Source organism: Nocardia sp. NPDC004582 (genome assembly GCF_053602115.1).
Genome location: NZ_JBSGCY010000016.1, coordinates 19,143 through 38,216 on the forward strand (window position 1 = coordinate 19,143; position 19,074 = coordinate 38,216).

The following is a 19,074-nucleotide window of genomic DNA, read 5'->3' on the forward strand; positions in this document are numbered from 1 at the left end:
CCCCAAGCAGATCGGAAGCGGCCATGACCACCGTATTTCTCGTCGACGACCACGAGATCGTCCGCCGGGGGCTCGTCGACCTGCTCGACAGCGACCCGGACATCACCGTCGTCGGCGAAGCGTCCGACACCGCCCAAGCCCTGGCCCGGATCCCCGCCCTGAAACCCGATGTCGCGGTTCTCGATGTGCGGCTGCCCGACGGCAACGGCATCGAACTGTGCCGCGATCTGCTCTCCCGCCTGGATGGGCTGCGCTGCCTCATCCTCACCTCGTTCACGGACGAGCAGGCCATGATGGACGCCATCCTCGCCGGGGCCAGCGGCTACGTCGTCAAGGACATCAAGGGCATGGAACTGGCCAAGGCCATCAAGGAGATCGGAGCCGGCCGCTCCCTGCTCGACAACCGCGCCGCCGCCGCGCTCATGGACCGGTTGCGCCGCAGCACCCAGTCCGACGGCGCCCTCGCCGGGCTCACCGAGCAGGAGCGCAAACTCCTCGACCTGCTCGGCGAGGGTCTCACCAACCGGCAGATCGCCGAGCGCATGTTCCTGGCGGAGAAGACCGTCAAGAACTACGTCTCCCGGCTGCTGGCCAAGCTCGGCATGGAACGCCGCACCCAGGCCGCCGTCTACGCCTCCAAACTGCAGGGCGACCACCCCCGGCCGGTCTAGCTCGAGATCGCGACCGAACGCCGCGCCCGCTGGTCGGGGTGCGGCGTTCATCGTCGTCGCACAACGACCGGTGCCTGCGTCCGCGTTCCCGCAAGCCGACCCCCGAGGCCGGAGCGATTCCGCAGCGAAGGCGGCAGACCGGGCGTCTCCGGCATCGCCGGTCCGGTGATCGTCTCCCATGACTGCAGGTGTCACGTCGCGGCGGAGACTCGAATCGACCGGCGTACAGCGCGATCCGGCATGCGGACCGCCCGCGCCTCGCTGGTGGAACCGCCCGGAACCTCGGGGATCGACCTGCCAATCATGCGTGGCAGTGCCCGGCTACCGCAGTGGCGGCAAGTCCTCGGCTACAAGGCCTTTGGTCCCTGGCGCGCGTGCGTGGGGGCCCTATCGATCCCGGGGATCCCGCGCGACCCTCGAAGACATGTCGATGCACACGCGTGCGGTGGTCGCCGATATCGGGCCGCGCCAACCGGTTCAGGCCCTGTCGGCCGCGTTCGCCGCGTCGCAACCGGTCGACCGGGTGACGACCGTGCTGGCCACCGGTGCCGCCGGCCTGACCGAGGCCGAACGCACCCGCCGAGCGGACCTGTTCGGCCCCAATGCCATTCGCACCCGACGCGTGCGTCTCGGATCGGTCGTGGCCAGGCAGTTGCGTTCCCCGCTCCTGCTACTGCTGGCCGTGACCGCCGCGGTCTCCTTCTTCCTGGGCGAGCGCACCGACGCGGTGGTCATCGGCGTGATCGTGGCCATGTCGGTGGGCCTGGGCACCGTCAACGAGTTCCGCGCCGAGCAGGCCGCCGACGCGCTGCGCGACCGCATCCGGCACCGGGTCGTGGTGGTGCGCGACGGCGCGGCCCGATCGATCGACCTGCTGGAATTGGTTCCCGGCGACATCGTCGAGTTGCGGGCGGGGGAACTGGTGCCCGCGGATCTGCGGCTGCTGTCCGCGACCGGCCTGCACTGCGATGAATCGGTGCTGACCGGCGAGGCCGAACCGGTGCGCAAGTCGCCGGACGCGGTGCCCGCGGGCAGTTCGATCGCCGAACTCACCTCCTGCGCGCTCATGGGCACGGTCGCCGCCTCCGGCACGGGCCGTGGCGTGGTGATCGCGACGGGCGGCGACACCGAGTTCGGGCGTATCGCGGCCGGATTGGCGCACCACGAGCCCGAGACCGAATTCCAGGTCGGGCTGCGCCGGTTCTCGATGCTGCTGGTCCGGGTGGCCGCCGTCCTGACCATCGGTATCTTCGCGGTGAATCTGGTGCTGCACCGGCCGCTGCTGGACGCGCTGATGTTCTCGCTGGCGATCGCGGTCGGGATCTCGCCCCAGCTGCTCCCCGCGGTGGTGTCCACCAGCCTCGCCGCCGGATCGCGGCAGCTGGCCCAGCGCAAGGTGCTGGTGAAGCGACTGGTCTGCATCGAGGATCTCGGCGATATCGAAGTGCTGTTCACCGACAAGACCGGAACCCTGACCGAGGGCCGGATCGAGTTCCTGCGCGCGGTCACCGCCGGCGCTCCGGGCGCCGATCTCATCGCGCTCGGTATGGCGTGCACCGACAGCGCGATCGAGAACGGCGTCCTGGCCGGCGGCGACGCACTCGATACCGCGCTGTGGGCGGCTCCGAACGCGCCCCGGGCGGCCGCGCGACAGTACGCACGGCTGGCGGCACTGGCTTTCGATCATCGCCGCCGCATGGTCTCGGTGCTGCTCGACTCGCCCGCGAGCGGGCGGATCGTCGTCACCAAGGGCGCACCCGAGGCCGTCCTCGCCCGCTGTGCGCAAGTCCCCGAGTCCGCCACCCGAGCCCTCACCGAGGAGTTCGCGGCCGGGCATCGCGTGGTCGCCGTGGCCACCCGGTCCGCGCCCGGGACGACATCGCTGACGGCCGCCGACGAGACCGGGCTCGCGCTGGCCGGATTCCTGGTCTTCCTCGATCCGCCGAAATCCTCTGCCGCAGCGGCGATCAGCCGCCTGACCTCACTCGGCGTCGCGGTCAAGGTGATCACCGGCGATCATCCCGACGTGGCCGCGCGGGTGTGTGAGCGATTGGGTCTGCGAGTGGAGGGGATCCTCTCGGGCGCCGACCTGGATCGGCTCACCGACCCCGAACTCGCCGCGCGGCTGGACACCACAACCGTTTTCGCGCGCATCGACCCCGAGCAGAAGGCCCGCATCGTGCGCGCGCAACGCTCGCTCGGCGTGGACGTCGCTTTCCTCGGCGACGGCGTCAATGACGCGCTCGCCCTGCATGCCGCCGACGTCGGCATCTCCGTCGACGCCGCCACCGACGTGGCCAAGGACGCCGCCGACGTGGTCCTGCTCGAGAAGGACCTGCAGGTGCTCGCCGACGGCGTCACCCAGGGCCGTCGTGTCTTCGCCAACACCATGAAGTACGTCCTGATGGGAACGTCCAGCAATTTCGGAAATATGTTCAGCGCGGCGGGCGCGTCGGCGTTCCTGCCCTTCCTGCCGATGCTGCCCTCGCAGATCCTGCTCAACAATCTGCTCTACGACGCCGGGCAGCTCGCCATCCCCACCGACACGGTCGACGGGGAGCAGCTGGCCCGCCCCGCACGCTGGGATATCGCGCTGATCCGGCGCTTCATGCTGGTGTTCGGACCGATCAGCTCGATCTTCGACTTCGCGACCTTCGCCATCATGCTCTGGGTGTTCCACGCCGGCGAAACCCTGTTCCACACGGGGTGGTTCGTCGAATCGCTGGCCACTCAGACCTTGGTGCTGTTCGTGATCCGCACCCGCAGAACGCCGTTCTTCCGCAGCCGTCCCAGCGCGGTCCTGCTCGCCGCGGCCCTGGCCTCGGTCGGGATCGGCGCGCTGCTGCCCGTGACGCCGCTGGCGTCCGCGCTCGGCTTCGCGCCGCTGCCCGCCGGGTTCTTCGCCGCACTGCTCGCCATGATCCTGGTGTACCTCGCGTTGGCGGAGGCCGCGAAACGCTGGTTCTTCCGCACACCCCCACCCGTACCCGCCGGCCGCGACCGCCGCACCGACCACCGATTGCGGCGTCGCGCAGCGCGTTTCGCGATCGGAACCCACTCCGCGCCGGGGACTTCCGCACAACCGGTACAGGCATTTGGTCCCTAGAGCCCCGCGGCCGGGTGCGGTGTGCTTCCTACATGACACACCACAAGATCTACGAAGAGCAACGCATCCTCGATCGCGTCGAGCTCGCGGACCAATTGCGCGAGCTGGCCGACGAACTCGACGCCCGGGGCGCCATTTCCTACGGCAGCGGCGGCACCACCGGCACGCTCACGCTTCCGGACAAACTGCACGGCGAGGTGGAGATCACGCGTTCCGATCATGACGATCGAACGAAAGTCGTTGCCCGGCTGCATTTCACCGACACCGATACCGACCAGGACACCGGCGTCGACAAGAACGACGACGAGGAATGGGAGATCGACGACCCCTACGCCTGAAGCAAGGTCGAGACGGCTATCCCGCCTTCTTCGCCACGAGCCGCACCCCGGTCACCAGGGTCGGTTCGATGGCGACGATGGAATCCATCATCCCGTCCACCCACGGCCGCAGCGTCGCCTCGTAGCGGGCGACGCGCTCGGGATCGGTCACCGGGCGGGCGATGCCCGTCACCACCACCGACCACCCGAGCTGTTCGACCGGATCGATGTCGTCGGCCTCATAGGCGACGACGACGTTCTCGTCCGCGCGCACCGTCGAGGTGAGCCGCGAGGTGAGCCGGGTTCGTACGATGACGATCTCGCCCTCGTCGACCAGGTGATTCACCGGCCGCACAGCGGGCAGCGCGTCCCGGGTGAAGATCACCCGCCCGAACGGCACGCTCGCCAGCAGCCGCAGCGCCTCCTCGCGGCCCATGGCCACGGTGGCGCGGAGACCGAACGATCGCTCGGCGGGCCCGTTCACGCGAAGGCTCCGGCGACCCGGCGCGCCCGCGGGCCGGATGCCTCCGGCCACCAGCGCATTCGGACCGATCGAGCCTCGTACGCGCGCATGAACTGACAACCTTTCCTCACGGTCCCCTGACACGATGCGTTCCCCCGAGATTCCATGTCATCACCGATACCGGCCGGACTCACAGGGCCGAAGGTCCCGTCTCGGACGTCCTTCGGGCACCGAGCGGCGCCTACCGGGCGCCGAGCCCGTTCAGCAGAACCGCTTCGAGGAAGCCTGGAACCTGGCGCGCGCCCATGTGGCCTTCGAGGGTGAGTTCCCACGCGGTCTCGGCCAGTCCGCAGAACGTGGAGGCCAGCCAGGTCCCGGGCATGTCCTTGCGGAGCACACCGGCGTCCTGGCCCGCGACCAGCAGGGCGACGATTCTGGTGAAGATCTCCTCCGATCGCGCGGTCGGCTCGCCCAGAGCGTCCGGCTCGACATAGACGAGGTTCCACAGCTGCGCGAACGGCTGGTACTCCCCGATCAGCAGATGCAGCACCCCGTCGACGGCGTGCCCGCCGCTTTCCGCCCGGGTCAGGACGCGATCGCAGTCGTCGAGGATCTTCTCGGCCATCGCCTGGACCAGCACCTGCCGGGTCGGGAACAGGCGCGTCAGCGTCGCCCGGCTGATTCCGGCGCCGGCGGCGAGGACCTGCATCGACGCCCCGCGATCTTTGGCGAGTACCGGGATCGCCGAGTCGAGGACTTCCATGCCATCGGTACGCATCGTTGAATGAACTCCATCAGTCTCGTTTGACACACCGATGTCTCAATGTAACCTTTGGTGTACCAATTCATCATTTTACGAGGTCGTGCGGAACCGGCTCGAATGCGAGCATCCACGACAGATCGGTCGGCACTCATGACGATGCACCGGCGCGGATTCCTGCGGACAACCGCCCTGTCCGCCTTGGCCTTTGCCGCGGCTGCCGCTTGCGACGACTCGGATACCGCGCCGCCCACAGGCGCACAACGGCGCGTCATCGTCGTCGGAGCGGGGATCGCGGGCTTGGCCGCGGCCCGATCGCTCGCCGATCAGGGCCACGACGTCCTCGTGGTCGAGGCGCGGGATCGAATCGGCGGCCGCGTGTGGACCAGCGCCCGTTGGTCCGACGCGCCCGCGGACCTGGGCGCAACCTGGATTCACGGCGTCGACGGCAATCCGATCACCGACCTGGCCCGCCGAGCCGGCGCCGCCACCGTGTCGACCAGCTACGACAACGGCACGGACTACGGAACAGACGGGCATCCGGCCGACGACGCCACGACAGCCGCGATCGGGCGATGGCGGTCACGGGTCGCGAAAGCACTGCGCGACAACCAGGATCGCGACGACGAGGAAGACCGTGACGCGTCGGTGCGGGCGGTGGCACAGCAAGCGGTGAACTGGCCGTCGCTCGCCGACCCGGACAAGGCACTGGTCGCCTCCGTGCTCAACGATTACGAGCACGAGTACGCGGGCGGCGTCGACGAGCTGTCCAGCCTGTACTTCGACAGCGACGCGAAGATCAAGGGCAAGGACGTCCTTTTCCCCGGCGGATTCTCCGCGATCCCCGCGTTCCTCGCCACCGGCCTGAGCGTGCGGACCGGACAGGTGGTCGAGCGCATCGATTGGAACGACGCCGGGGTCACCGTCGCCACGCGCGACGACACCTTTCGCGGCGACCACGTCGTGGTCACGCTGCCGCTGGGTGTATTGCAGAGCGGCACCGTCGAATTCACTCCCGGCCTGCCCACCGACAAAGCCGCCGCCGTCGAAAAGCTCGGGATGGGTGTTCTCGACAAGTGCTATCTGCGATTTCCCGCGAAGTTCTGGCCTGACACCGACTGGCTGACCTACATACCCGGCCTCGACAAAGCTGGGCAGTGGGGACAGTGGGTCAACTTCTCCCGCGCCGCCGGGCAGCCGATCCTGCTCGGATTCAACGCCGCCGACTTCGGTCGCGCGAGTGAAAGCTGGTCCGATGCCGACCTGGTCGCCGGTGCGATGAGCACACTGCGCACGATCTACGGATCCGGCATCCCGGCGCCGCTGGACTACCAGATCACGCGCTGGGCGCACGACCCCTACGCCCACGGCTCCTACTCGTTCAACAAGATCGGATCGACCCCGGTCATGCGTGATCATCTGGCAGCGGGTATCGACGAGCGGGTCCATTTCGCGGGCGAGGCGACCCACCGCGACTCGTTCGGAACCGTCCACGGCGCGTACGCGTCGGGGTTGCGCGCCGCGCGGCGGATCACCGGCTGAGGAGTCCAAAGACAGCCCCTTCCGAGGGACTGTGGCCCTGTGGCGTGTCCGATCGATGCGGTGCACTTCAGAGGTACTCGATCCAGCCGGAAGGGAGCATCATGGTGCCCGAGACACGGAATCGGCCGCGGTGGGAGCAGCACACCGGGATCGTGAACGCGATGCTGCTGGGCGCGACGATCGCGCCGCTGCTGGCCGGGGCGGTGGCCCGGGTCGCCGGTGCGGTCGAGATCGCCCGGTGGTGCTGGGCCGCGGGCACGGTGGTGGCGATCGTGCCGGCGTTGTGGTGGGTGGTCTCGGCGCTGCGCCGAGGTCGCGCCGGGGTCGATCTCATCGCGGTGCTGTCACTGGCCGGCACGCTGTGGGTGCACGAGTATCTCGCGGGCGCGTTGATCGCGGTCATGCTCAGCGGCGGGCACGCGCTCGACGCCGCGGCCGAGCGACGGGCGACTCGGGATCTGCGGGCCCTGCTCGAACGTGCGCCTCGGTCGGCACGGCGGCGACGCGGGGCGGTGGTGCACGTCGTCGGCCTCGACGAGATCGCCGCGGGCGACATCCTGGTGGTCGCCGCCGGAGAGGTCGTGCCGGCCGACGGCCGGATTCTGGATTCGGTTGCCGTGCTGGACGAATCGGCGTTGACGGGTGAGCCGTTGCAAGTCGAGCGGTCCGCCGGGGAACCGGTGCGCAGCGGCGTGCTCAATGCCGGCGGTGTGTTCGAGATGCGGGCCACCGCGACCGCCGACGACAGCGCGTACGCCGGAATCGTGCGGCTGGCCCGCGAAGCCGGTGCGGCCACCGCGCCCACGGTCCGGCTGGCCGATCGCTATGCCGCGTGGTTCCTGCCCCTGACCCTGGCGGTCGCCGGGGCGTCCTATTGGTTCAGCGGGTCGCTCACCCGGGCGGTGGCGGTGCTCGTGGTCGCGACACCCTGCCCGTTGCTGCTCGCGGCGCCGGTCGCGATCGTGTCGGGACTGTCCCGAGCGTCCCGGATCGGCGTCGTGGTCCGCGGCGGCGGAGCACTGGAGAACCTCGGCCGCGCGACCACTCTGGTGATGGACAAGACCGGTACCGTTACCGCCGGGCGGCCCGTCGTCACCGAGGTGGCCGCGGCCCCCGGCACGGATCCCACGTGGCTGCTGCGGCTGGCCGCCTCGGTGGATCAGCTGTCCCCGCATGTGCTGGCCGCCGCGATCGTCACCGAGGCCCTGTCGCGCGGCCTGCCGCTCGAGGTCGCCACATCGGTTTCCGAGCGTGCCGGCCACGGTGTGAGCGGCGTGGTCGACGGCCGCCGCGTACAGGTCGGCAAACTGCCCGACGCCGCGGCCGTCCCGGAATGGGCCCGGCCGGTCATGAATCGGGCCCGGCTGGATTCCGCCGCGATCGCCTGGATCACCGTCGACGACGAGCCGCTCGGCGCCGTGCTGTTGCGAGATCCGTTGCGGCGCCATGCTCCCCGCACGCTGCGCCGGCTCCGTGAGGCGGGACTGAACCGGCTCGTCATGCTGACCGGTGACCGCCCCGAACCGGCCCGGGAAGTCGCCACCGTCCTGGGCCTGGACGAGGTGTACGCGGATCAGAGTCCGGCCGACAAGGTCGAGGCGGTCCGGCGGGAGAGCGATCGGCAGGTGACGGTGATGGTCGGCGACGGCATCAACGACGCTCCGGCCCTGGCCGCGGCCACGGTCGGGGTGGCCATGGGCGCGCGCGGATCGACCGCCTCGTCGGAGGCCGCCGATATCGTCCTCACCACCGACCGGCTGGATCGCCTGGCCGACGCGATGGACATCGCCCGCCGGTCGCGGCGGATCGCGGTGCAGAGCGCGACGGTCGGGATGGGTCTGTCGCTGCTGGCCATGGTCGTCGCCGCCTTCGGATGGCTGCCGCCCGCGGCCGGTGCGCTGCTCCAGGAGGCGATCGACGTCACCGTGATCCTCAACGCGCTGCGAGCGCTGCGCTCCGCCCCCGCGAGCGGGCGCGCCGTGCCGGCCGACACCGACGAACTGCTGCGACGTTTCGCCGCCGAACACGAGACACTGCGCGACACGCTCTCCGCATTGCGCGCGGTGGCCGACCGGATCGCCGAGCACCCCGACGCCGAAGCACTGAAGGCCCTCGAGACCGCCCACCGCTTCCTGCTCGACGATCTGCTGCCCCACGAACGGGCCGAGGAGACACAGCTCTACCCGGCGCTGGCCGGGCCGCTCGGCGGATCGGAGGCGACGGCCACCATGAGCCGGGCACACGCCGAGATCCAGCGGCTGACCACGCGAATCGGTACCCATCTCGAATTCGCCCGGGCCCGTGGCGGTTTCGACCCCGGCCAGATCGACGATCTGCTCGCGTGCCTCTACGGCCTCCACGCGGTCCTGCGACTGCACTTCGTGCAGGAGGAGGAGAACTTCTTCGTTCTCGCCGCCGACGAATCGTTGTGATGATCGCCCGCCCGGGCCGAAGTCTGATCGCCGCGAGTGCGCCGCTACGCCGTTGTGGCGGGCCATTCGCTCGGGCGACGCCGTTGTCGCCCTTCGAACTTCGAACCGGGAACTTCTGGCTGATACGACAAGTCTGCTCCCGGTGAGCCGCGTCACACAGCGTCGAAGGTAGGCGTTCACGATGCTCTTGGCCCCGCCCGCGATTCCGCAGAGGTCGGCCGATCCCGGGACTTAGGTCCTCCCGCGGCGCTCGCCGCGCCGCGATCATCGACTTGTTCCAGCTCCACCGGGACCTTCGCCTCTGGAGCCGCGCCCGGCCCGTGCGCAGGCTGAAGACACCACTATCGAAGGAGGCCTGCGATGGAGTACCGGGTCAACGTCTGCGAGACACCGCCCCAGGCGGTGCTGCGCATACCGTTGGAGATCCGCCCGGACCTGTTGAGCGAGGGCATCATCAGCGGCATGGGCCGGCTCACCGAGGTCGCCGAGAAGGCGGGGCTCACCGCGAACGGCGCACCGATGATCACCTTCCACCGGGAGCTGCCCGCCGAGGAGGCCATCATCGTCGACTTCGGACTGCCGATCGAAGCGGCCCCGGCACTGGGTCCGAGCTCCGGCGCCGAACTGGTCATCCAATCCCCGACGCTGGTGGCTCGCACCAGCCACCGGGGCGGCTACGGCGACATCGACGCGGCCTACCGCGCCCTGCGCGAGTGGTTGCAGCAGGCCGGATACCGCCCCGTCGGGCCGCCGACCGAGGCCTACCTGATCGGGCCGGACGAAGTGAACGACCCCAGGCTGCTCATCACCGAGATCCGGATACCGGTCGCCCCCGCCCCGGCGATCGCGGTCCATCTGCCGATCACCTTCCCCGATGCGGTCGAGCGAACTCGAACAGCGTTGCGGGAGAACGGATTCGGTGTCGTCACCGAATTCGACGTGCAGGCGGCGCTGCGGGAGCGGACCGGTCAGCACATCGAGGAGTACCTGATCTTGGGTGTCTGCAATCCGCAGCTCGCGGGCCTGGCGTTGGCGACCGACCGGGAGGCCGGGCTGCTGATGCCCTGCACCGTGGTGGTGCGGTCCGACGAGACCGGCGTGCTGGTCGAGGCCGTCGATCCCACCCTGCTCGTCCAGGTCCTGGCCCGGCCCGAACTCGCCACCTCGGCCGAGGAGGTTCGCCGGATGCTCGCCGGGGCGCTGGCGGTCCTGGCCCAGCCCGCCGCCGCCGCAGGCTGACGGCGATGCCGGGGACCATGGTCCCGGCCGACGCGGGTAGGAGTCCTCTCACCGAATTTCGGCTGTGCGAGCACGCTCGACTCATGGAAAACAACACCGCACGCATCGCCGTCGTCTACGCCACCGCCCAAGGGTCCACCCGCGAGATCGCCGACTACATCGGCGCCTCCCTCGCGGCCCGCGGCGCGACCGTCGAGGTCGCCGACGCCGAACACGCACCCGATCCGACCCGCTTCGACGCCGTCATCCTCGGCAGCGCCGTCCACGACCGGGCCCTGCTGCCCGAGCTGGGCGACTACGTCCGCTCCCACCGCCACGAACTGCGCGCGCGTCCGGTGTGGCTGTTCAGCGTCGGCCTGGGTCCCGCCCTGGTCGGCCCGATCGGACACCTGATCGGCCGCGTCGTCCCGAAAGAGATTGCCGCGCTGCGCGACACGATCACCCCGCGCGACTACCGCGCGTTCGCCGGCCATTACGAACGCGCGGGCGTCTCGGTGTCGGCGCGCACCCTCTACCGCCTCATGGGCGGCCCGCGCTACGGCGACCTCCGCGACTGGACCGCCATCACGGCCTGGACCGACGACATCGCCGGAGAGCTGAAACTGCCGCGGGCGCAGGCCATCCCGACCCACCCCTGACCTTTTCCGCGAGAGAGGCCACGCCGATGAGTCACCACACCGATCCCTTCGGTCCCGCCATCCACACCGGCAATATCTGGCTGCGCACCGTCGCCGACCGGCTCGACACCGACCGGATGGCCGCGCACCAAGCGCTGCGCGCCTGGCTGCACACGGTGCGCGACCGCCTCGATATCGGCGCCGCCGCACATCTGAGCGCGCAACTGCCGACCCTGCTGCGCGGCGTCTACTACGAGGGCTGGACGCCGGGACGCGTTCCGGTGCCGCACGATCCGCAGTCGTTCCTGCACCAATTCGCCCGTTCGGCGGACATGTCGGTGCACGAGGCGAGGCGGTCGGCCGCGGCGGTCACCGACGCGCTGGCGCAACTGTTCTCCCCCGGCCAGCTCGACCACGTCCTGGCCCAGCTCCCCGCACCGCTGCGACGGTTGCTGCTCGGCGCCGACTTCAGCGACATCCTCACCGCGGCGGGCATTTTCGAGGCTCCCGAGGTCCGCCCGTGACCATTCGCCACGCGCCCCTGTTCGTCATCGCACTGCCCTTCGTCGTCACCGGCCTCGAATTGACCGGCGCGTCGCCGACGGTGCTGCTGTGCGCCTTGCTCGTCCTCACCATCCCGATCCTGGGGCTGCTGCTACTGCCGGGATCGAACAAGAACTGGAGTAGTCATGGGTGACTTCGTCGCGACCTTCGATGAACTGCGGCTGACCGACACCGACCGCGCCGGCGGCAAGGGAGCCAACCTCGGCGAGCTCGTCGCCGCGAAGCTCCCGGTGCCACCGGGTTTCGTGGTGCTCGCCGCCGCCTACCAGGAGGTGATCCGGGCCGGAGCCCACGGCCCCGAACTCGACGAGCTGCACACGCGCGGGCTCGCCGCGGCGGCGGGGGCCACCCGCGCCGCCGGACAGCAGCTCGACGAGCTGTGCCGCCGCATGCGCGAACTCGTCCACGACACCCCCATCCCGCCGTCGGTCCGCGACGCCGTCCTGTCGGCCTACCACCGGCTCGGCGACGACGTCCTCGTGGCGGTCCGGTCCTCGGCGGTCGGCGAGGACAGCGCGACCGCGTCCTTCGCCGGAATGAACGTGTCACGCACCAACATTCACGGCGACGACGAGGTGATCACCGCGCTCTCGGACTGCTGGGCGTCGCTGTTCACGCCGCGAGTCCTGACCTATCGGGCGCGGCGCGGCATGCACGAGCACCCGGAAATGGCCGTGGTGGTGCAGCGCATGGTCACCGCCCGCACGGCCGGGGTCGCGTTCACCGCCGACCCGGCCGGCGGCTCGCGCGATCGCCTCGTCATCGAGGCGGCGCGCGGCCAGGGCGAGGTGGTGGTGTCGGGAGCCGTCACGCCCGACACCTACGTACTCGACGCCGCGGGGCCGACGCTGCTCGACAGCCGGATCGGCCACCAGAGCTTCGTCATCGTGGCCGGTCCCGACGGCGACCGGCGTGTCCAGCTCTCCGAGTCCGAGGCCCAGGCCCCTGTGCTGACCGAGGACCAGGCCCTGGCCGTGGCGCGGCTCGCGCTCGAGGTGCAGGCGCACCACGGCGGCCGCCCCCAGGACGTCGAATGGGCCTTCGACGATCACGACCTGTGGCTGGTGCAGGCGCGACCCATCACGACGATGCCCGACGACGTCGACGCGAAACCGCCCATGGCGCACACCGTCGAGGGCCGGGTCCTGGCGCGCGGGCTGGCCGCGGCGCCCGGTCGCGCCACCGGACCGGTCCGGGTATTGCGTTCTCCCGCCGAAGGTTCCGCACTCGGTGACGGGGAGATCCTGGTCGCCCCCATGACCAACCCGGACTGGCTGCCGACCCTCTCGCGGGCCGCCGCCGTGGTGACCGACAGCGGCGGCATGACCTGCCACGCCGCCATCGTGGCCCGCGAACTCGGCATTCCGTGCATCGTCGGCGCGCGCACCGCCACCGCGCAGCTCGCCACCGGTGAGGAGGTCACCGTCGACGGTTCCGCGGGTCAGGTCTACGCCGGAAACCGGCTGCCCGCCGCGGTCACGGCCGTCCCCCGCGCGGTCACGGCTGTCGCCGTGCCCGAGGCCACCGCCACGCGGGTCTACGTGAACCTGGCGCTGCCCGAGGCCGCCGAACGCGTCGCCGCCACCGATGCCGACGGGGTCGGCCTGCTGCGCGCGGAGGTCCTGCTGACCCAGGCGCTCGGCGGGCGGCACCCGCGGGACCTCATCGCCCGTGGCGAGGACGAGAAATTCATCCAGAGCATGACCTCCTCGATCCTCCGGATCAGCTCCGCGTTCGGTACCAGACCTGTCATCTATCGCGCCAGCGATATGCGCAGCAACGAATTCCGAGCCCTGGAAGGAGGCGGGCGCTACGAGCCCAGCGAGCACAATCCGATGATCGGCTTCCGGGGCTGCTACCGCTATGTGCGCCAACCCGAGATGTTCCGGCTGGAACTGGCCGCCCTGGCGCGGGTGCGTGAACAGACCCCGAACGTGCACTTGATGATTCCGTTCGTCCGCACCCGCTGGGAACTCGAAGCCTGCCTGGAGTTGGTCGACGGCAGTCCGCTGGGCCGCCAGCGCGGCCTGCATCGCTGGGTCATGGCCGAGGTGCCATCGGTGGTGTACCGGCTGCCCGAGTACGTGGAGCTCGGGATCGACGGAATCTCCATCGGCAGCAACGATCTCACCCAGCTCATGCTCGGCGTGGACCGCGATTCCGAGGAGTGCGCCGAACTGTTCGACGAATCCGACGACGCCGTCCTCGACGCGATCGAGCAGATCGTCACCAGCGCGCGACTGCTGGGCATCACCTCCTCGCTGTGCGGCCAGGCGCCCTCCACCCGACCGGAATTCGTGGAGCACCTGGTGCGGGCCGGGATCACCTCGGTCTCGGTCTCCCCGGACGCGGTCGAGCGCACCCGGCGCGCCGTCGCGGCGGCCGAGCGGCGCGTCCTGCTGGACCACGCGCTGGCCATGCGGTCGGGGAGGTGATCGCCGCTCGGCTCTCGTTGTACAGGTCACGCGCTACAACCGAATTAGAATCGGCACCGACCTAGAATCGGGGCAGGCCGTAACGGACAAATCGTGCGCGGATCCCACACGTACAGGAAGACGATATGACCGTTGAGCCCCAGGACGGCTCCTACTCGGTGCGCGAAACCCTCTCCCAGCTCCGGCTGCGGGAATTGCTGGTAGAGGTCAAGGACCGGGTGGAGCTGATCATCGACGCCCGCGACCGCATGGACGGCCTGGTCGAGGCCATGCTCGCGGTCACCTCGGGGCTCGATCTCGACCAGACGCTGCGCACCATCGTGCACACCGCCATCAGCCTCGTCGACGCCCGCTACGGCGCCCTCGGCGTCCGCAGTCAGGATCAGCACGGGCAGGATCCGCTCGAGCAGTTCATCTACGAGGGCATCGACGAGGCGACGCGCGCCGAGATCGGCGAACTGCCCGAGGGCCGTGGCGTCCTCGGATTGCTGATCACCCAGCCCAAGACGATCCGTCTGGACAACATCGCCGATCATCCGTCGTCGGTGGGTTTTCCGGCCAACCACCCCGCGATGCGCACCTTCCTGGGTGTCCCGGTCCGGATCCGCGACGAGGTCTTCGGCAACCTGTATCTCACCGAGAAGGCCGGCGGCCAGCCGTTCACCGAGGACGACGAGGTGATCGTGCAGGCGCTCGCCGCGGCCGCGGGCACCGCCATCGACAACGCGCGGCTGTACCAATCCAGTCGCAGCCGGCAGGCCTGGATCGAGGCGACGCGCGATGTCGCCACCGAATTCCTCGCCGGAACCGATGCCGGGGAGGTCCTCGCGCACGTCGTCGTGCACGCGCGCACGCTGACCGACTCGGCCTGGGCGTTCCTGGCGGTCGACGACGAACCCGACAGCGACCCCGACGCGGTGGAGGGGCTGCGGATCAGCCACTGCTCCGGGCCCGATGGCAGGACCCACAGCGGATTCGCCCGCACCGCCGGAACCACTGTCGGGCGAGCGTTTCGCCAAGGCCTGCCCCAATGCCCGGAAGCCGGTGAGGATCTCGGTCTCGACGCCGAACTCGTCGCCGGTCCGTCGCTGGTCCTGCCGCTCAACGCGCAGGACTCGACCTTCGGGGTGCTGGTCATGGTCCGACCGGTCGGCGCGCCCCCGTTCTCGGACGAATTGCAGGGGCTGGCAGCGGCCTTCACCGGTCAGGCCGCCCTGGCCATCCAGCTGTCCGAAGCGCAGCAGCGCATGCGGGAGCTCGACGTGCTCACCGATCGTGACCGCATCGCCCGGGACCTGCACGACCACGTCATCCAGCGGCTGTTCGCGGCCGGGCTGAGCCTGCAGGGCACCGTGGCCCGCGCCCGCTCGGCCGAGATCCGGGAACGGATCTCCGATGTCATCAACGATCTGCAGGATGTGGTGCAGGAGATCCGGACCTCCATCTTCGATCTGCACGGCGGCGCCGAGGGCAGCACCCGGCTGCGGCAGCGGATCGAGGAGGTCATCCGCAAGCACACCGCCGATACCGGGCTGCGCACCTCGTTGCGCATCTCCGGACCGCTGTCGGTGGTAGCGGCCGAGCTGGCCGATCACGCCGAAGCCGTGGTCCGCGAAGCGGTCTCCAACGCCGTCCGGCACGCGCACGCCGAGACCGTCGCGGTGACCATCGACGTCTCCGACGATCTCACCGTCCTGATCGCCGACGACGGCCGCGGCATTCCCGCCGGCATCACCCCCAGCGGCCTGCAGAACCTGACCCGCCGAGCCGAACAGCTGGGCGGCACGTTCTCCTTCGGCGCCAACCCCGACGGCGCGGGGACCCTGCTGCGCTGGGCCGTGCCCTTGCAGTGACCGGACCCGATCGCGGGCGCGCCGCCCACCCCTCAGGGAGTTGACGACGCGCCCGCTCCGGCCGGATCACTCGCCGCGCACGATGATGATCGGGCAGTCCACCGCGTGCAGCAGGGCGTTGCTGGTGGAGCCCAGCAGCATGCCGAGGAACCCGCCGCGACCGTGGCTGCCCACGACCACCAGCTGCGCGTCCTCGGCCTCGTCCAGCAGCGAGCGAACCGGCCTGTCCTGCACCAGGATTCGCCGGACCGGGACGTCGGGGTAACGCTCGGCGTATCCGGCCATCTCCTCGGCGAAGGTCGCGTGCTCCTGCTCCTCGAGCGTCTCCCAGCCGGCGATCGGCATATAGGGCCCGGTGACGTCGCTCCACGCGTGCACCGCGGTCAATCCGGTCTTGCGCAGCGACGCCTCCTGGAAAGCGAGCTCCACCGCCGCGACGCTGTTCGAGGTGCCGTCGACGCCGACCAGCACCGGCTGCCGGGCCGAAACGGGGTCGGCCGCCGCGGTCGAGTGGATCACGGCCACCGGACAATTCGCGTGATGGGCCACCGCCGAGGCGACCGAGCCGAGCAGGCCCCGCCGGAACGCGCCGAGCCCGCGGCTGCCGAGCACCATCATCCGGGCATGCCGCGACAGCCCGATCAGGTGCGGGATGATCGGCTCGGTCGTCACCTCCGACGACATCTCGACGCCTTCGCCGGTCAGCGTCTCCGACGCGATCCGGGTCGCCTCACCCACGATCCGCTCGCCTTCGGATTCGAGCCACGCGATGTTCTCGGCGCTGAGCACCGCGGTCGGCGACGGACCGACCGGCGGGCAGATGGAGGTGACGATCCGCAGCGGACAGCCGTGCCGGGCGGCGTCGAGCGCCGCCCACGCCACGGCCTGGTAGGCGACGGCCGAACCGTCCACCGCGACGACGATCGCGGGATTCGGATTCGCCTGCGGGGCAGTGTTCTCGGTCATGATGATCTCTCCTGTTTCCGTGTCCGGCAAGTGTTTCCGTGTCCGGCAAGGGTTCTCAGCGCTCGCCGGACGAGTTCGCGGGCTCGAGCGGCCGCACCACGTCGGCCAGGGGCAGCCGGGGGGTGGCCGGGACCGGGACGGCACTGGTCGCCGCCCAGCCCATGCGAACGATCAGCTGCGGATAGCCGAAGTTGCCCAGCAGATCCCGGCGGATTCGCGTCCGCACCCCGGTGATCTCGAGCGGTTCGCTCAACGCGCAGGTGGCCAGTCCCCGCGCCGTGGCTTCGAGCAGGACGGCGCTGGCCGCCTCCCCCGCGCCCAGCCAGGCGCGCAGGTCGTCGGTGCCGGTGCACACCAGCAGCATCCGGGCCGCCTCGTCGGTGTCGCGAACAATCGCCTCGGGCAGGCGCGGATCGCCGAAGGGCCGCACGGTCGGGTCCGACGAGGCGACCGCGTTGCGCGCGGGAACCCCCTCCGGGCTGGCGTGATGTCCGCTCCACCGCGCGAGTTCGGCGGTGTAGGCCGCGTCACCGCGGTGCGCGGTCGCCGCGTCGACGAAGGCGCGCATCAAGCGGGCGTGCTCGCCGGCCGCGTCGACTTCGCGGACCTGGACTCCCGATACCGCCGCTCCGGCGGCGGCGATCGCCGACACCTGCGCCGATGGCACCTCCCACGAGGTGAAGCGCCGACGGTCACTGCGCCGCTGCGCGATCGCGCGAGCCACCCGCACCGCGGCCTGGTCCACGGTGCCCGGCCGCAACTCCACCGACGCGAGGTGCCGCGGCTCCGCGGGGTTCGGGAACCGGTGCACGACCGGCTCCCAGCCGAACGCGCGCAGCGCGACCTGCAGATGATGCAGCGCCGCACCGCAACTCACGACGAGCTCCCGGCTGTCGGGATCGGTGGTGGGCAGGCGCCGGCTGTCATCGGCGTACAGGTGCACCGTGGTGTCCCCGACCCGCCACAGCCACGGCTGGGTGTTGTGCACCGACGGCGCCCGCACCGCCAGCGCCAGGGCGGCGCGGACGGTATCGAGATCGGGGTGTTTCGACATCGCTTGTCCTTCCTCGGAATTCGCGTTGATGTTGCCTTCAGCATGGTCCGATCCGGGACCGCCGGTGACGGCCGAAAGTCACCGTCGCGCGGGTTCTTCGTCCCGGTTTCGCGAGGGCTGACGGACCACCACCACCGGGCACGGCGCCGTGTGCAGCAGCGCGGTGCTCACCGAGCCCAGCAGCATGCCGGTGAACCCGCTGCGGCCGTGACTGCCGACCACCACCAGCTGGGCCGATTCGGCATGGTGGAGCAGCACCCGCACGGGGGTGTCCCACGCCAGGACCCGGCGCACCGTCACCTCCGGGTAGCGCGCGGCGTACCCGGCCAGCGCGGCTCCCAGCAACACGTCCTCGGTCTTCTGGATCGACTCCCAGCCCAGGACGGGCGCGTCGAAGCCGGTGGCGTCGTTCCACGCGTGCACCGCGACCAGATCGACCTTGCGCCGCGACGCCTGCGCGAAGGCGAATTCGATGGCCGGCTCACTGTTCGCCGATCCGTCCACGCCGACCACCACCGGCTTCCGCGCCGACTCCGGCTCGGTTTCGGCAACACCGTGCACGATGGCCGCCGGGCAGTGCGACTGCCGTGCCACCACGGAGCTCACCGACCCCAGCACCGCCCGCCGGACCGCGCCGAGCCCCCGGTTGCCGACCACCAGCACCTGCGCCCGGCGCGAACGCTCGATCAAGGCCGTGGTGATCATGTCGAAGATGAGTTCGGTTCGGATGTGCAGGCTTTCGCTCGGCACGGCATGGCGGGCGATCCGCGCGGCGTCGGCCAGCACCTGCTGTCCCTGCGCCCGCAGATCCCGCATGTCGTCGGGGCCCAGTTCCATCGCGCCCGGCACGATCGGATTCGCGTACGAGGTCACGATGTGCAGCGCGCAGCCCCGCATGTCCGCCTCGACGGCGGCCCAGGCCACCGCCTGATACGAGATCTCGGACCCATCCGTGCCGACGACGACCCCCAGGTCGTCATGACCCGCGGGGTCGATATCCGGCGCGGGAACGGCATTGTCTTCCATGGCATCTCCTGAATCGGTGGTGCCCCGAG

General features: G+C 70.4%; 16 protein-coding genes. 11 read left to right on the forward strand and 5 right to left on the reverse strand.

All coding sequences use genetic code 11. From position 1 onward, the window contains the following. Nucleotides 1-23 precede the first annotated feature (23 nt). From ACWELJ_RS07370 to ACWELJ_RS07380, 3 genes are all read left to right on the forward strand, one after another. A complete protein-coding gene (locus ACWELJ_RS07370) occupies nt 24-671 on the forward strand; it encodes a response regulator (RefSeq protein ID WP_452365318.1) in 648 nt (215 codons plus the stop codon). A 424-nt stretch (nt 672-1,095) separates the two neighbouring features. Next, the gene (gene mgtA, locus ACWELJ_RS07375; RefSeq protein ID WP_452365319.1) at nt 1,096-3,777 is read left to right on the forward strand and encodes a magnesium-translocating P-type ATPase; all 2,682 of its coding nucleotides are present in this window, start codon (nt 1,096-1,098) and stop codon (nt 3,775-3,777) included. Nucleotides 3,778-3,809: 32 nt separating this feature from the next. Then, a complete protein-coding gene (locus ACWELJ_RS07380) occupies nt 3,810-4,115 on the forward strand; it encodes an amphi-Trp domain-containing protein (protein ID WP_452365320.1) in 306 nt (101 codons plus the stop codon). A 16-nt stretch (nt 4,116-4,131) separates the two neighbouring features. On the opposite strand, the gene ACWELJ_RS07385 is transcribed toward ACWELJ_RS07380, so the two are convergent. Both ACWELJ_RS07385 and ACWELJ_RS07390 read right to left on the reverse strand, forming a co-directional pair. Then, the gene (locus ACWELJ_RS07385; RefSeq protein ID WP_452365368.1) at nt 4,132-4,530 is read right to left on the reverse strand and encodes a pyridoxamine 5'-phosphate oxidase family protein; all 399 of its coding nucleotides are present in this window, start codon (nt 4,528-4,530) and stop codon (nt 4,132-4,134) included. A 268-nt stretch (nt 4,531-4,798) separates the two neighbouring features. Beyond that, nucleotides 4,799-5,335, reverse strand: a complete 537-nt coding sequence (locus tag ACWELJ_RS07390; RefSeq protein WP_452365321.1) for a TetR/AcrR family transcriptional regulator — start codon at nt 5,333-5,335, stop codon at nt 4,799-4,801. Between the two features lie 57 nt (nt 5,336-5,392). Here ACWELJ_RS07390 and ACWELJ_RS07395 point away from each other — a divergent pair, with 57 nt between their 5' ends. The 8 genes from ACWELJ_RS07395 (at nt 5,393) to ACWELJ_RS07430 (ending at nt 15,999) form a co-directional block, all read left to right on the forward strand. After that, nucleotides 5,393-6,859 carry a flavin monoamine oxidase family protein gene (locus ACWELJ_RS07395; protein ID WP_452365322.1) on the forward strand — a complete coding sequence of 489 codons (1,467 nt, stop codon included), beginning with the start codon at nt 5,393-5,395 and terminating at the stop codon, nt 6,857-6,859. Between the two features lie 161 nt (nt 6,860-7,020). Further along, the gene (locus ACWELJ_RS07400) at nt 7,021-9,291 is read left to right on the forward strand and encodes a heavy metal translocating P-type ATPase (RefSeq protein WP_452365369.1); all 2,271 of its coding nucleotides are present in this window, start codon (nt 7,021-7,023) and stop codon (nt 9,289-9,291) included. A 360-nt stretch (nt 9,292-9,651) separates the two neighbouring features. After that, nucleotides 9,652-10,530 carry a DUF302 domain-containing protein gene (locus tag ACWELJ_RS07405; RefSeq protein ID WP_452365323.1) on the forward strand — a complete coding sequence of 293 codons (879 nt, stop codon included), beginning with the start codon at nt 9,652-9,654 and terminating at the stop codon, nt 10,528-10,530. An 83-nt stretch (nt 10,531-10,613) separates the two neighbouring features. Then, entirely contained in the window at nt 10,614-11,168 is a 555-nt protein-coding gene (locus ACWELJ_RS07410) for a flavodoxin domain-containing protein (RefSeq protein ID WP_452365324.1), read from the forward strand. 26 nt (nt 11,169-11,194) lie between these two features. Continuing rightward, the gene (locus tag ACWELJ_RS07415; protein ID WP_452365325.1) at nt 11,195-11,671 is read left to right on the forward strand and encodes a DUF2267 domain-containing protein; all 477 of its coding nucleotides are present in this window, start codon (nt 11,195-11,197) and stop codon (nt 11,669-11,671) included. Then, nucleotides 11,668-11,844, forward strand: coding sequence for a hypothetical protein (locus ACWELJ_RS07420; protein ID WP_452365326.1), 177 nt, complete (start codon nt 11,668-11,670; stop codon nt 11,842-11,844). Before ACWELJ_RS07415 ends, ACWELJ_RS07420 begins: the two co-directional genes overlap by 4 nt. After that, nucleotides 11,837-14,146 (forward strand): phosphoenolpyruvate synthase, encoded by a 2,310-nt coding sequence (gene ppsA, locus ACWELJ_RS07425; RefSeq protein ID WP_452365327.1) that lies wholly within the window; start codon nt 11,837-11,839, stop codon nt 14,144-14,146. The genes ACWELJ_RS07420 and ppsA overlap by 8 nt, the downstream gene beginning before the upstream one ends. A 125-nt stretch (nt 14,147-14,271) precedes the next feature. Beyond that, nucleotides 14,272-15,999 (forward strand): GAF domain-containing sensor histidine kinase, encoded by a 1,728-nt coding sequence (locus tag ACWELJ_RS07430; RefSeq protein WP_452365328.1) that lies wholly within the window; start codon nt 14,272-14,274, stop codon nt 15,997-15,999. A 66-nt stretch (nt 16,000-16,065) separates the two neighbouring features. Here the strand turns inward: ACWELJ_RS07430 and ACWELJ_RS07435 are convergent, their stop codons facing one another. From ACWELJ_RS07435 to ACWELJ_RS07445, 3 genes are all read right to left on the reverse strand, one after another. Continuing rightward, nucleotides 16,066-16,965 (reverse strand): universal stress protein, encoded by a 900-nt coding sequence (locus ACWELJ_RS07435; RefSeq protein ID WP_452365329.1) that lies wholly within the window; start codon nt 16,963-16,965, stop codon nt 16,066-16,068. 55 nt (nt 16,966-17,020) lie between these two features. Further along, the gene (locus tag ACWELJ_RS07440; RefSeq protein WP_452365330.1) at nt 17,021-18,019 is read right to left on the reverse strand and encodes an Acg family FMN-binding oxidoreductase; all 999 of its coding nucleotides are present in this window, start codon (nt 18,017-18,019) and stop codon (nt 17,021-17,023) included. A gap of 78 nt (nt 18,020-18,097) precedes the next feature. After that, nucleotides 18,098-19,045 carry a universal stress protein gene (locus ACWELJ_RS07445; protein WP_452365331.1) on the reverse strand — a complete coding sequence of 316 codons (948 nt, stop codon included), beginning with the start codon at nt 19,043-19,045 and terminating at the stop codon, nt 18,098-18,100. Nucleotides 19,046-19,074 lie beyond the last annotated feature (29 nt).

Coding starts and splice junctions, on each gene's coding strand:
- ACWELJ_RS07370 (WP_452365318.1), top strand. CDS start 24: ATGACCACCGTATTTCTCGTCGACGACCACGAGATCGTCCGCCGGGGG.
- mgtA (WP_452365319.1), top strand. CDS start 1,096: ATGTCGATGCACACGCGTGCGGTGGTCGCCGATATCGGGCCGCGCCAA.
- ACWELJ_RS07380 (WP_452365320.1), top strand. CDS start 3,810: ATGACACACCACAAGATCTACGAAGAGCAACGCATCCTCGATCGCGTC.
- ACWELJ_RS07385 (WP_452365368.1), bottom strand. CDS start 4,530: ATGGGCCGCGAGGAGGCGCTGCGGCTGCTGGCGAGCGTGCCGTTCGGG.
- ACWELJ_RS07390 (WP_452365321.1), bottom strand. CDS start 5,335: ATGCGTACCGATGGCATGGAAGTCCTCGACTCGGCGATCCCGGTACTC.
- ACWELJ_RS07400 (WP_452365369.1), top strand. CDS start 7,021: ATGCTGCTGGGCGCGACGATCGCGCCGCTGCTGGCCGGGGCGGTGGCC.
- ACWELJ_RS07405 (WP_452365323.1), top strand. CDS start 9,652: ATGGAGTACCGGGTCAACGTCTGCGAGACACCGCCCCAGGCGGTGCTG.
- ACWELJ_RS07410 (WP_452365324.1), top strand. CDS start 10,614: ATGGAAAACAACACCGCACGCATCGCCGTCGTCTACGCCACCGCCCAA.
- ACWELJ_RS07415 (WP_452365325.1), top strand. CDS start 11,195: ATGAGTCACCACACCGATCCCTTCGGTCCCGCCATCCACACCGGCAAT.
- ppsA (WP_452365327.1), top strand. CDS start 11,837: ATGGGTGACTTCGTCGCGACCTTCGATGAACTGCGGCTGACCGACACC.
- ACWELJ_RS07430 (WP_452365328.1), top strand. CDS start 14,272: ATGACCGTTGAGCCCCAGGACGGCTCCTACTCGGTGCGCGAAACCCTC.
- ACWELJ_RS07435 (WP_452365329.1), bottom strand. CDS start 16,965: ATGACCGAGAACACTGCCCCGCAGGCGAATCCGAATCCCGCGATCGTC.
- ACWELJ_RS07440 (WP_452365330.1), bottom strand. CDS start 18,019: ATGTCGAAACACCCCGATCTCGATACCGTCCGCGCCGCCCTGGCGCTG.
- ACWELJ_RS07445 (WP_452365331.1), bottom strand. CDS start 19,045: ATGGAAGACAATGCCGTTCCCGCGCCGGATATCGACCCCGCGGGTCAT.